The sequence below is a fragment of the Micromonospora sp. NPDC047730 genome (assembly GCF_043204765.1).
Classification (GTDB): domain Bacteria; phylum Actinomycetota; class Actinomycetes; order Mycobacteriales; family Micromonosporaceae; genus Micromonospora.
Genome location: NZ_JBIDCU010000024.1, coordinates 63,614 through 75,805, shown reverse-complemented (window position 1 = coordinate 75,805; position 12,192 = coordinate 63,614). Strand labels below are relative to the sequence as shown.

Genomic DNA, 12,192 nt, shown 5'->3' with positions numbered 1-12,192 from the left:
CACGGCGGCTGCTCACCACGCCTCACGGCCCGACATCGTAGATCACCCTCTACAAGGGACGAAAGACCCGAAGATCATTTTGTTAGGAACTCTAAATAATCTTGAACAACGTCCGTACCGTTCCTGCCGTTCATCTGCTGCAACGCACCAACACGCGGTCATGCCAGATCGTGCGTTCCTCACCGTCACTTGGCCGAACCTTCGGGCCGGTGGCCTCCGAGCGCCCGACGAGGCTGCGTAGCACCGGACGGCGTACGACCCCGAGTCGCCGACCTCTCACCGTCCAGTGGCACCGTCGACAAGCTCCCGCAGGATGTCGGCGTGACCGGCATGCCGGACGGTCTCACTCGTCATGTGGGCAAGCACCCAGCGAAGCGTACGAGGCGCGTCACCGACCGGCTGCGCGGTGAGAACGTCGAGGCCAGCGGCTGCGCTGATGCGGGCATCGCTTTCGGCGATCGCAGCCCGGTAGCCGGCGATGATCTGGTCCTGGGATCGGTCCGGCTCGACCACCATGTCGAAGTCGACGTCGGCGTAGCGCGGGTCGCCGGCGAACGTGTAGCCGAACCAGTACCGTTCGGCGTCCGTCAGATGTTGGACCAGGCCCAGCAGTGTGGTGTCGGAGACGACGAGGCGCCGCCGCAACTGCTCCTCAGTCAAGCCCGCGACTTTCTTCAGCACACATGATCGAGCGAAGGACAAGAACGCGAGGGCGGTGTCGAGCTCGCCACCGTCGTTGCGCGGCACGGCTTCGCGTTGGGATTCGATCATGGGGCGACTCTACGCCCTTGTCCTGACGGAAGGCAGGCGCGGAGGTCGTCCGAGCGGTTCCGGCCAGAACGCCCGCTCATCGGCACGTCCGGATGCATACACCCGTGAGCCGGTTACCTTGACGCCCAGCCAACAGCAGGTCAAGCGTGACCAGCACGGCCTGGGGCACCCGACCTCTGGCGGGTTGGGCAACTCGCGTTCTGTCGGGCTCCGCCTCTGGACCGGCCCTGACCGGCGTGACCATCGCCGGTCAGGGCTCTCGTTCACGACACGCCGTGCGGTTCGGTTACACCCGGCCGCACAGGGCGTTCTGGATCAGCGTGTCGGCACCGCGTTGCTGCTGGAGGAGGCTGTCCAGCGAATCGCCGAGCGAGGCGGACATGGACACCACGGCGCTGCGCCGGCCGTCGTCGGTGACGCCGGTGACCGTGATGTAGCCGCCGTCGCCGCCGTCGTGGCCCCAGTAGACGCCGCCGCAGGGCAGCGGGCGGCTGACCAGGCCGAGCCCGTAGAGACCGCCCGGCCAGATCGCGTTGACGTCCTCGTTGATCTCGACCGTCCGCTTCATCTCGGCCAGTTGTGCGGGGCGCAGCAGCCGGCCGCCCAGCAGCGCACGGAAGAACCGGTCGAGGTCCCGGGTGCTGGAGGCCATGGAGTCCGGGTCCACCAGAACCTGCTCGGTGACGTCCACCAGCTCACCGGTCTCGAACAGTTGGTATGCCTGGGCGTGCGGCTGGGGTAGGAACGGCGAGGTCCCGGGCCAGGTGGTGTGGTGCAGCCCGAGCGGACCGACGATCCGGTCGGTGACCTCCTGTTGCAGAGAACGGCCGGTGACCCGCTCGACGATCATCCCGACCAGGACGAAGCCGGTGTTGGAGTAGGCCCAGCCCGCTTCGGGTTCGAAGTCCGGCCGGTGGTTCATCGCCCGCGCCACGAGTTGCTCGCGGGTGTACACGTCGTATCGCTGCTGGAGGTACTCCTCGGGCGTGGTGTAGCCGGGCAGGTCGTCGTGGATGCCGCTGGTGTTCCGCAGGAGGTGACGCACGGTGATCCGGCGGCCGTCGTTGTCGTTGCCGCGGACCACGCCGGGTAGCCACCGCTCGACGGTGTCGTCGAGGGACAGTCGGTGTTCCTCGACCAGTTGCAGGACGACGGTGGCTTCGAACGCCTTGCGGGTACTCGCGATCCGGAAGCGTCCGTTGGGTGGCACCGGGCGCCCGGTGACCCGGTCGGCGACGCCGCTGGTGGCGACGAGGTGCCGGCCGTCGGAGGTGGTCACCCGGGCTTGAACGCCGGTCACCCCGAGGGCGTGGATCGCGTCGGTGTCCCGTTGCAACCGGCCGCCGGCGTGGCCCGAACCGGTCACCGATCCTTCGGCCGGTTCGAGCCCGGTGACCGTGAACGTGAGGGCGACAAGTCCCGCCGCCGCACCCAGCGCGACCCGCCGCCTCGATGGTTTCCTGCTGTTCAATCTCATGCCGTCGACGTTAGGAGCCGCGCCGACGCGGACCGATACCTCGTACCACCGGATATGTGGTACAGCTGGCTGTAGTGCCGCCGGCGTCACTCGCGTACGCCAATCGCGTCGACCGGCTGCGACCGCATGGCGATCCGAGTCGAGCTCATGATGGCGGCCCAGCCGAGCAGCGCGGCGACCGCGACGATTCCCAGGTAGATGAGCGGTGGAATGGACGGAACCAGCGTCCTGGTCAGTCCGATTCTCGTGCCGATCAATGACGGGATCGCGGCCAGGGTACCGATGAGCGCGGCCGCGACGACGATGATCCTCGTCTCGCTGCGCATCATCGCGAACACCTGGCGACGGGTGGCGCCGACCAGTTGGAGCAGGGCGAATTCGCGGAAGCGTGCGGCGGTCGCCATCACCAGGGTGTTCACCACGGCGATCGCGAGGTAGCCGAGCAGGACCGCGTTGAGGATGAGGCCGACCGCCGACTCGCCGGCGGCCGCAGCGCTCTGCGCGGCGACGAACGACTCGCGGTTGTTGACCTGGACGGTCGGGAGGTGTCGGACGGCGGATCGCAACGCATCGCCGAGTGCCCCGACGCCGGTTCCCGTGGCCGCCGTGACCAGCACCGCGAAGTCCAGGCGGTCGGTGGTGTGTTCGAGGACGAGGTCGTGCGGCAGCGTGACGTCGCCGAGGCCGAGTCCTCTCTCGTAGAGCGCGACCACGGTGGGTCTGATCGGCGTGCCGTCACCGAGACGGAGGTCGACGGTGTCGCCGAGAGCAGCGCCGAGGCTGCCCGCCGCGATCCGGCTCAACGCCACCGTGTTGCCCTGCACATCCGCGACATCGCCCTCGAGAACGGCGAGATCCATGGTCTCGGCGAGCTGGTCACCGGTGACCCCCTGGGCCGAGTAGGTCCTGATCTGAGGGCTGTCCCTCGAGCCGAAGGTCGCCAGCGTCCGCGTACGGACGACCGGGGTCACCGCCGAGACGCCGGGCACGTCCCGGAGCACGTCCGCTACCTCGGGCGACACGCCGGCGGACGTGGACGTGACGACGTAGTCCGCGCGCAGTCCGTCTGCGGCCTGATCCCGCGCGGCCGAACTCGCGGTCGTCCCGCTGAAGAGCTGCGCGGTGGCCAGGGTGATACCCATGATCAGAGGAGTGGTCGCCGCGGCGAGCCGCCGCGAGTTGGCGTGCGCGTTCGCGGTCGCGAGGAACCCGCTGGCGCCCGACCTGCGGTTCAGCCCGGGGCCCAGCACGGTGACGGCACCGCCGAGCAACCGCGGCCCCAGCAGCACGACGGCGAAGACGAGCAGGAACGCCGAGAAGGCCGCGCTTTCAGCGGCCCCTTCACCGGGTAGCACCCACGGCAGCACGACCGCCATGGCGATACCGGCGGGGACCAGCAGCAAACCGACGGTCAACCGGAGCCAGCCGAGTTTGGGTGGCTCCACCGCGGCCTCGCCGAGCGCGTCCACCGGCCTGAGCTTGGCCGCGCGCCGGGCGGCTATCCAGCCGCCCAAACGGGCGCCGATCAGGCACAGCACCATCGCCGCGAGTACCGGCAGCGGGCTGATCGACAGTTCGAAGTCGTCCGGAACCGCGCCGACCAGGGTGAAGGTTTCGCGGAAGAGGAAGCTCAGCCCGACGCCCGGAATCACCCCGAGCACTGCTCCGAGCGTGCCCACCACCATGGTCTCGGCAGCGATCATGCCGAGCACCTGCTTCGGGGTCGCGCCGATCGCCCTCAGCAGCGCCAGTTCCCGCAGCCGCTGCCGAACGGAGAGCGCGAGTGTGCTCGCCACGACGATCATGATCACCAGAACCATGCTGCCGCCGAACGCCAGGGAGAGCCCGCTGATGAACGAACGCGTGCTGCCGATGTCGAGGAACTCGGCCTCGCTCCGGTCACTGCCGGTGTAGACGACCACATCGGTGACTGCCGCCTCGATGGCGCTTGCCAGCTCGTCGGCACTGACACCGGGTGCGGCCAGCACGCCGATCGCGTCCACCCGGTCCGGTTGGCCGGTCAGTTCCCGGGCCCGGTCATCGGTGAAGAACAGTGCGGACTGCCGGGCGAGTTTGCCTCCTGGCAGACTCACGATGCCTGTCACCCGGTAGGTCGACGTGTTTGAGCCGACCGCGAGTCGAACCGACGCGCCGACGGTGACGCTGGCCCGCTCGGCCAACGCGGAGTCCAGCACCACGTCGTCCGGCCCGGTCGGGGCCTGGCCGGCGCTCGTGGTGAACGGGCCGAGCGCGGCCGACTGCCAGCCATGCCCGAGCGCGGGGGTGCTGTCCGGCCCGGCGAGCACGTCGGCGTCCGCCGTCACGAGACTGACCGGGACGTTGACGTCGGCGATCGCCGCGCGGACGCCGGGAACTCGCGCGATGTCGCCGACCCGGCCGGCCGGCAGGGTGGCCCGCTCGCCGAACCGGGGATCCACGTCGTCGGCCATCGGCAGTGTCTGCGGGGCGCCCACCACCAGGTCGGCAGCTTGGTAGCGCTCGGTGGGCACGCCCGAGCGTTCGCTGCTCTCCAACAGGATCCCGCAGGCCGTGATCACCGCCGAGCCGAACAGCACCGCGACGAATGCCGCGACGAACCCGCCCTTGCGTCCCTTGACCGTGCTCCAGGCCAGCGCCAGCATGCGCTTCGACATCACGCGGCGGTTCACGGCTCCCCCAGGTGGGTCATCCGCTCGGCGATCTGCTCGGCGGACGGTCGGGTCATCTCGCCGGCCAATCGGCCGTCGGCGAGGAACACCACGGTGTCGGCCTGCGCGGCCGCGACCGGATCGTGCGTGACCATCAGCACGGTCTGTCCCAGGTCGTCGACGATCTTCCTGAGCAGTGCCAGGACCTGGCGGCCGCTGCGGCTGTCCAGCGCGCCGGTCGGCTCGTCGGCGCACACCAGGTCGGGCCGGTTGATGAGCGCCCGGGCGATCGCCACCCGCTGCTGCTGGCCACCGGAGAGCTGGCTCGGTCGGCGGTCGTGATGCTCGGCGAGCCCGACCGCGGCGAGGACACTCGCCAGTTGCTCGGGATCGACCGGTCTCTCGGCCAACCGGACAGGCAACGTGACGTTGTCCGCCACGGTCAGCGCACCGAGCAGGTTGTACGCCTGGAAGACGAACCCGATCCGGTCCCGCCGGAGCTCGGTCAACTCGGTCTCCGACAGGCTGGACAGCTCCGTGTCACCCAGCACGGTCCGGCCCGATGTCGGCCGGTCCAGACCGGCCGCACAGTTCAGGAAGGTGCTCTTGCCGGACCCGGACGGGCCCATGACGGCGGTGAACGTACCGCGCGGGAACCCGGCTGTCACCCGGTCGAGAGCGCGTACCGTGGTCTTCCCCGACCCGTACTCCTTCGACACCGAATCCAGTTGCACTGCGTACGACTGTGTCGCAAATGTCGGCATTGCACCCCGGTGCAGCGAGTTGGTCGCGGTGGCCTCGACCGGCGCAACGCGTCGTCTCAATGGGTTTCTGCTGGTCAACCTCATGCGTTCGACGCTAGATTTCCGCGTCGTCGGATAGCGATACCGCGTACCGCCGGATGCGAGGTACAGCTGGCTGTAGTGCCGCGGGCGGCGGCCACCGGGCAGACTCGACGCCGTGCCGGGAACGCGAAGGGACGCTGCCCTCAAGGAGGGTACGCAGAAAGGGCATCCTGTGACGTCGGGTCGACGGTGGGTACAGGCGTGGCGGGGCGGGGCCTACCTCCTGGGATCGCTGGCCACCGGGATCGCCACGCTGCTCGCGCTGCCGCTGCTGTGCCATCCGAGGCTCGCCCGGCGTTGGGCGAACTGGCACCGTGACCGCGCCGGCCGGCTGCTCGGGACGCCGTTGGCATCGCGCCCTGCCCTGCGCACGACGGGACGCCGCCCATGGGCCGATCCGGCCACCCCCCGCGACCTGCTCTGGCTGCCGGTGAACGCCATCACCGGGGTAGCGCTCGGCCTGCTCACGCTGCTGTGCGTGGGCAACCTCCTGCCCGCCGCGGTCGCCACGCCACTGTGGTGGGCGTTCGCACCGGAGGATCGACCCCGGCTGTTCATCGACATTCCGGTGACCGGCTGGGCGACAGCCCTCACCCTCGGTCCACTGCAGATTCTCCTGCTCACCGCGCTGGCGTACCTGGCCTTCCCGCCGATCGCTCGCGCACACGCCCGGATCTGCCTGGTAGTGCTGTCGCACTCGACGGCCGAACGGCTCGCCGACCGGGTCGCCGTGTTGACCCGCACCCGGGCAGACGTGCTCGACGCACACGGCGCAGAGCTGCGCCGGATCGAACGCGACCTGCACGACGGCACCCAGGCCCGGCTGGTGGCCATCGCGATGCGGCTGGCCGTGGCCCGGCAGGCGTTAACCAACAATCCGCGAAACGAGCAGTTCCTGGAAGACCTTCTTCGGGACGCACACGAAGGAACCGAAGAGGCGATGACCGAACTCCGCGAGGTGATCCGGACCGTCTACCCGCCGATCCTCGCCGACCGCGGCCTCACCGGCGCACTGACCGCGGTGACGGCCCGCTGCGGCGTGCCAACCCGACTGGAGATCGGCAACCTCGAAAAGGTACCGGCGGCCGTGGAGGCCGTCGTCTACTTCGCCGTCGCCGAGGCACTCACCAACGTCGCCAAGCACAGCCAGGCGACCACGGCCGGCGTACGGGTGAGCCGAACGGCAGACCGGTTGTCGGTGGCGATCACCGACAACGGCACCGGCGGCGCCGACGATCGGCGGGGCACCGGCCTTGCCGGGATCCGTCGCCGGGTGCTCGCGCTCGACGGCACCATCGACATCGACAGCCCGGCCGGCGGGCCGACGAAGATCACCATGGAGCTGCCGTGCGGGTGGTAATCGCCGAAGACAACGTCCTGCTGGCCAGCGGACTGGAACTCCTGCTCAACAGCATGGGGTTCGACATCGCCGCCATCGCGGGCGACGCGGCGGGCTTCCTCACCGCCGTCCGGGACCATCGGCCCGACGTCACCATCGTCGATGTCCGGCTGCCGCCGTCATTTCGCGACGAGGGCATCCGAGCCGCCCTGCGGGCCCGTCGAGAGCACCCTGGCCTACCGGTCCTGGTGCTGTCACAGTACGTCGAGCAGCAGTACGCCGCCGAACTACTCGCCACCACCGGCGGCGGCGTCGGCTACCTCCTCAAGGATCGCGTCAGCCGGGTGGATGAGTTCGTCGACGCGCTGCGCCGAGTGGCCGCCGGTGGCACCGCCATGGACACCGAGGTCATCGCCCAACTCCTCGCCCACCGCAGGGACCCGATCGCCGTCCTCACCCCCCGCGAACGCGAGGTACTCGCGCTGATGGCCCAGGGACACGACAACAACACCATCGCTGACCGGCTTGTCATCACCGACAACGCCGTACACAAGCACATCGGCAACATCTTCAACAAGCTGGGCCTCGCCGTCACCGACAGCGGCCACCGCCGCGTCCTCGCCGTTCTCACCTACCTCAACGGCGCGGGCCAGATCGGCGGCGACTGAGTACGCCGGTGACTCGGTCAACCGCGGCGACCGCCAACGACGTCCGCCCGACGCCGGCCAGGACGTCACCACCGAGGAGACACCCGGACAGCGTCGGGGCAGTGACGAACGCCCGGCAGGGCGCACCCGCTCGGCGACAGATCCGGATCTCTGATCGAGGTGTATCGGTGTTCAGCCGGCACTGGCCTGCGAGCAGTAGGTCACGTGTGGGGATGGCCGGTGATGCCGTCCAGGATGGCGGTCAGGTTGTGGTGGAAGGTTTCCTCGGCGTTGAGGTGGGCGCCGTCGATGACGAGCCGGGCGACGGTGGGGTAGCGGCCCGTTTCGAGCATGCGTGTCAGGTAGGGCCCGAGGGCGGCCTGCCAAGCGGACACGTCGGTGCCGGTTGAACGGGCGGTGCGTCGCTCGGTGATCTCCCTGCGGAGTGCCCCGACGATGAACGCGTTGAGGGCACCCACGGCCCGCTGAAGATCGTCGATGCCGCGCACGCCGGGGGCCTGGCTGAGCGCCGCCGCGGTCGATTCGCCCACGGCAAGCGCGTGCGGTCCTAGGTGTGGCCTTCCGCCGAGCAGGTCGGCGAACCACTCATGGTCAAGGGCGGCTTCGCGGGTCGCCTGGGCGAGGGCCAGCACCGTGGCGCGCCACTCGGCGTGCTGGCCGGCCTCGGCGATCTGGGCATACACGGTGTCGACCATCAGATCGAGCAGTTCGGATCTGTTGCTCACGTAGTCGTAGAGCCGCATCGGACCGACGCCGAGTTCTTTGGCGATCTTGCGTACCGACAGCCCCTCGAGGCCGTGCGCGTCGGCGAGCCGGATCGCCGTGGCGGCGATCTTCGCTCGGCTCAGCGCCACCGGCGCCGCCCGCGGCTGGGGCTCGGGCCGTTCCCAGACGGGCACCGGTGCGTTACCGTACGGCGTATCCATGAGGTACAGCGTACGGTAACGGAGATGATGATGATGATGCGAATCGCGATCGCCGGCGGCGGCCTCGGCGGCCTGACGCTGGCCCGAATCCTGCACCGGCACGGCATCGACGCGGTGGTGTACGAACGCGAGGCCAGCCGATCCGCGCGATCACCGGGCGGATCGCTCGACCTGCACCCGGAGTCCGGGCAACGGGCCCTGGCCGCTGCGGGCCTCGCCGGCCGATTCCGGTCCGAGGCGCGGCCGGAGGGCGAGGAGCATCGCATCCTCGACCCGGCCGGACGCACCCTCGTGCACCACAAGCCACAACCCGGCTCATTCTCCGGACGCCCCGAGATCGACCGCAGCGCACTGCGTGATCTTCTGCTCGATTCACTCCCCGCCGACACTGTTGTGTGGCAGCACCGGCTCGTCGCGGCGACGCCACGACCCGACGGAGGCTTCGGGCTGACGTTCGAGGGCGGCCACAGCGCCGACTGCGACGTCCTCATCGGCGCGGACGGCGCACGCTCGGTCGTCCGGTCGCTGCTGACCGACGCGGCACTGTCCTCCGTGGCCACCCTGGTCGAACTCACCATCGGCGACGCCGACCGGCGTCACCCGGATCTCGCCGATCTGGTCGGCCCCGGAAACCTCTGGTGCATCGGCGTGAACCAGATCCTGGCAGCACAACGCCTCGGCGACGGCAGCATCCGAGTCGGCATCTCCCTACCCGCGGACGACCGCCACCTGGACGCCTACCGCAGCAAGCGCGCTCTGCTGGACATGTTCGATGGCTGGAACCCCAGCCTCACCGCACTCATCGAAGCCGGCGACAGCCCGCCGACCCCACGCAGGATCGAGGCGATGCCCACCGGTACACGCTGGGCCCACCAACCGGGCATCACCCTCATCGGTGACGCCGCGCACCTCATGCCGCCGGTCGGCGAGGGCGCCAACCAAGCCATGCTCGACGCCGCCGAACTCGCCGCCGAACTCGCCACCAACCCCGCCGACCCCGACTCGGCGATCCAGACGTACGAGGAGGCGATGTTCACCAGAACCCACCCGATCGCCGAAATGTCCGCACGAGTCCAGGCAATGATGCTGTCCCCCACCGCAGCCGACGACATCATCCGCTTCTTCACGCCACGGCCCACCGAGCCGGCACCCGCAGCTTGACGACACGCGACGCAGCCGGCCCCGCCCTGGCAGACGCTCCTGCCCTGGAAGAGGATGCGCCGCGCGGGGGGTGCGGGCTCGTCAGGAGCCGCCGTCGAACCCGGTTCCGGTGCCCGTCAGCGGCTCCGGTCGACCTCGATCCGGGCCTCGTCGGCCAGGCGGTAGCCGACACCGTGGACGGTGGTCACCAGCGGCGTGTCGGCGCCAAACTTGGCGCGCAGCCGGCGGACGTGCACGTCGACGGTGCGGGCCACCGCGTGTTCGTAGCCCCAGACGTTGGCGAGCAACTGGAGGCGGGTGAAGACCTGGCGGGGCCGCTCGGCCAGGAACAGCAGCAGGTCGTACTCGATGCGGGTCAGCGCCACGGCCTGGGAACCGTGGTGGACGACCCGGGGCCCGGCGAGGATCCGGACCCCGTCGGGACGCCCGGCGTCCGGGGCCGGGCCGGGGTCCGCGACGGCCGCGGCTCCGCCGGGGTGCGCGACGGCCTGGGCCGGGCGGGGCGCCGCCGGCGGGCCCTCGGCGGCGGCCGGGCGCACGCGCCCCTCCCCCGACTCGGCGAGTTCGCCGATCAGCTCCAGCAGCCGGGCCAGGCGGGGGCTCAGCGGCCCGGGAGCGACGTCGAGGGTGATGGTGAGGGTCGGTGCGGAGCGCGGGCGGACCGGCCCGGGACGGCCGGCCGGCTGGGGCCGGGGGGTGAGGGCGACGACGGACATGGAGCCTCCTGGGGACGGCGGTGCCGCCACGCCCGGTGGGGCGGGACGGTCAGGACGGCGCCCGGCCGGCGGTCACCGGGGGCGCGGGAGTGGACGGACGGGGTGGCGGGGTGGGGCCGAGGACGGGCAGGCCGGCGAGCCGCCAGGCGACGAAGCCGCCGACCACGTCCGTGGCGCGGTGCAGCCCGAGGTCCTGCAGGGCGGCGGCGGCCAGCGAGGAGGTGTAGCCCTCCTGGCAGATGACCACCACCGGCAGGTCGTAGCCGACAGCCTGCGGCAGCCGCGCGGGACAGCGCGGGTCGAAGCGCCACTCCAGCACGTTGCGTTCGACCACCAGCGAGCCCGGCACGGTGCCGTGCGCGGCCCGCTGGGCGGCCGGGCGGATGTCGACCAGCAGCGCTCCGCCACGACAGGCCAGGTGCGCCCGCTCGGGATCCAGCCGGTCGAGCCGCGCGCGGGCGGCGGCCAGGATCTCGTCGATGCCCCGGGAGCCCGGCGGCGCCGGGGCCGGACAGGCGTGCGGGTCGGTCTGCGGCATGGTCGTTTCCTCCGGTGGGTGCTGGCGGCCGGTGGCGCGGGACGGTGGGGCGTTCACCAGGCGACCCCGGCCTCGGCCACCTCGGCGGCGCGGAGCCGGCCGTCGGCGAGCAGGTAGCGGGTCATCCGGCGCAGGGCGGGGCGGTAGACGTGGACGCTCACGGCCGGCTCGCCGCCCCGGTTGGTCACCTGGTGCACGTGCCGGGGTCCGAAGCGACGGCCGGAACCGGCGGCCAGGTGGTGCGGGCGCAGCCGGCCCCCGCTGACGGTCTCCTCGGTGAGTGCGCCGGCCACGACGAGGAACGCGCCGCCCGAGCCGCCGTGGTCGTGCAGGTCGGTGCCCTGCCCGGGCAGCCAGCTCAGCGCCCAGACCTCGTGGTCGGCGGTCCGGTCGAGCCGGGCGTACCACCGGGAGGCCGGGTCGAAGCGCAGCGGCACCGGCCATCCGGCCGGGTCGGCGGCCCATGCTCCGGCGATGGCGAGCGGGTCGGGCTGGCGACGGTCGGTCATGGTGGTCCTTCGGGGTACGGCGACGTGCGGAGCCTCAGCTTAGCCTGTAAATCCTATGGGTTTAATAGGTAATTCCGCATGCCGGGACACGAGCGACCCTCCCCAGCGCGCCGGCCGAGCAACCTACCGGGCTGCCGCGCGACTAACCTGGACCGGTGAGTGAGGAACTCGACGCCGAGACGCTGGCGTTCGCACACCGGATGTTCGACCTGGCGCGCGACGGCGGCACCGACGAGCTGGCCGACTACGTCGACGCGGGGCTGCCGGTCGACCTGACCAACGACAAGGGCGACACCCTGCTGATCCTGGCGGCGTACCACGCCCACCCGGAGACGGTCGCCGCGCTGCTCGCCCGGGGTGCCGACCACGCCCCCACCAACGACCGGGGGCAGACGGCGCTGGCCGCCGCGACGTTCCGCAGCAGCGCCGACGCGGTCCGGGCGCTGCTCGCCGCCGGGGCCGACCCGCACCACGGCAACCCGTCGGCGGTGGAGACGGCCCGCTTCTTCGACCTGCCCGAGATGCTCGCACTGCTGACGACGCCGGCCGGCTGACGGCGACGGCCCCCCGCGCCCGGGTCCCGGCCGGTATACA

At 71.0% G+C, this 12,192-nt stretch carries 12 protein-coding genes; 4 read left to right on the top strand and 8 right to left on the bottom strand.

The window, feature by feature from the left end:
- Positions 1-276: 276 nt before the first annotated feature.
- From ACGF5G_RS32440 to ACGF5G_RS32425, 4 genes are all read right to left on the bottom strand, one after another.
- Complete coding sequence (locus ACGF5G_RS32440) at positions 277-771, bottom strand: DinB family protein (RefSeq protein ID WP_393269965.1); 495 nt, start codon at positions 769-771, stop codon at positions 277-279.
- 286 nt (positions 772-1,057) lie between these two features.
- Positions 1,058-2,248: a serine hydrolase domain-containing protein gene (locus ACGF5G_RS32435; RefSeq protein ID WP_393269962.1), complete on the bottom strand. Its 1,191-nt coding sequence runs from the start codon at positions 2,246-2,248 to the stop codon at positions 1,058-1,060.
- Positions 2,249-2,334: 86 nt separating this feature from the next.
- On the bottom strand, positions 2,335-4,902 hold the full coding sequence (locus tag ACGF5G_RS32430) for an ABC transporter permease (protein WP_393269959.1): 2,568 nt from the start codon (positions 4,900-4,902) through the stop codon (positions 2,335-2,337).
- Between the two features lie 11 nt (positions 4,903-4,913).
- The gene (locus ACGF5G_RS32425) at positions 4,914-5,660 is read right to left on the bottom strand and encodes an ABC transporter ATP-binding protein (protein ID WP_393269956.1); all 747 of its coding nucleotides are present in this window, start codon (positions 5,658-5,660) and stop codon (positions 4,914-4,916) included.
- A gap of 253 nt (positions 5,661-5,913) precedes the next feature.
- Between ACGF5G_RS32425 and ACGF5G_RS32420 the strand changes: the two genes are divergently transcribed.
- A complete protein-coding gene (locus ACGF5G_RS32420) occupies positions 5,914-7,101 on the top strand; it encodes a histidine kinase (protein WP_393269953.1) in 1,188 nt (395 codons plus the stop codon).
- Entirely contained in the window at positions 7,089-7,748 is a 660-nt protein-coding gene (locus ACGF5G_RS32415) for a LuxR C-terminal-related transcriptional regulator (protein WP_393269950.1), read from the top strand. The genes ACGF5G_RS32420 and ACGF5G_RS32415 overlap by 13 nt, the downstream gene beginning before the upstream one ends.
- 200 nt (positions 7,749-7,948) lie before the next feature.
- Here the strand turns inward: ACGF5G_RS32415 and ACGF5G_RS32410 are convergent, their stop codons facing one another.
- Positions 7,949-8,602: a TetR/AcrR family transcriptional regulator gene (locus ACGF5G_RS32410; RefSeq protein WP_393269947.1), complete on the bottom strand. Its 654-nt coding sequence runs from the start codon at positions 8,600-8,602 to the stop codon at positions 7,949-7,951.
- On the opposite strand from ACGF5G_RS32410, the gene ACGF5G_RS32405 reads away from it, so the two are divergent.
- Positions 8,546-9,835 (top strand): FAD-dependent oxidoreductase, encoded by a 1,290-nt coding sequence (locus ACGF5G_RS32405; RefSeq protein WP_393269945.1) that lies wholly within the window; start codon positions 8,546-8,548, stop codon positions 9,833-9,835. The two genes, ACGF5G_RS32410 and ACGF5G_RS32405, sit on opposite strands and share 57 nt — an antisense overlap.
- Before the next feature lie 116 nt (positions 9,836-9,951).
- On the opposite strand, the gene ACGF5G_RS32400 is transcribed toward ACGF5G_RS32405, so the two are convergent.
- From ACGF5G_RS32400 to ACGF5G_RS32390, 3 genes are read right to left on the bottom strand one after another with little or no spacing between them, the layout of a single operon-like run.
- Positions 9,952-10,551 carry a winged helix-turn-helix domain-containing protein gene (locus ACGF5G_RS32400; protein ID WP_393269942.1) on the bottom strand — a complete coding sequence of 200 codons (600 nt, stop codon included), beginning with the start codon at positions 10,549-10,551 and terminating at the stop codon, positions 9,952-9,954.
- 49 nt (positions 10,552-10,600) lie between these two features.
- A complete protein-coding gene (locus ACGF5G_RS32395; RefSeq protein ID WP_393269940.1) occupies positions 10,601-11,089 on the bottom strand; it encodes a rhodanese-like domain-containing protein in 489 nt (162 codons plus the stop codon).
- Positions 11,090-11,142: 53 nt separating this feature from the next.
- Positions 11,143-11,598, bottom strand: coding sequence for a cysteine dioxygenase (locus ACGF5G_RS32390; RefSeq protein ID WP_393269938.1), 456 nt, complete (start codon positions 11,596-11,598; stop codon positions 11,143-11,145).
- A gap of 200 nt (positions 11,599-11,798) precedes the next feature.
- Between ACGF5G_RS32390 and ACGF5G_RS32385 the strand changes: the two genes are divergently transcribed.
- A complete protein-coding gene (locus ACGF5G_RS32385) occupies positions 11,799-12,152 on the top strand; it encodes an ankyrin repeat domain-containing protein (RefSeq protein ID WP_393269986.1) in 354 nt (117 codons plus the stop codon).
- Positions 12,153-12,192 lie beyond the last annotated feature (40 nt).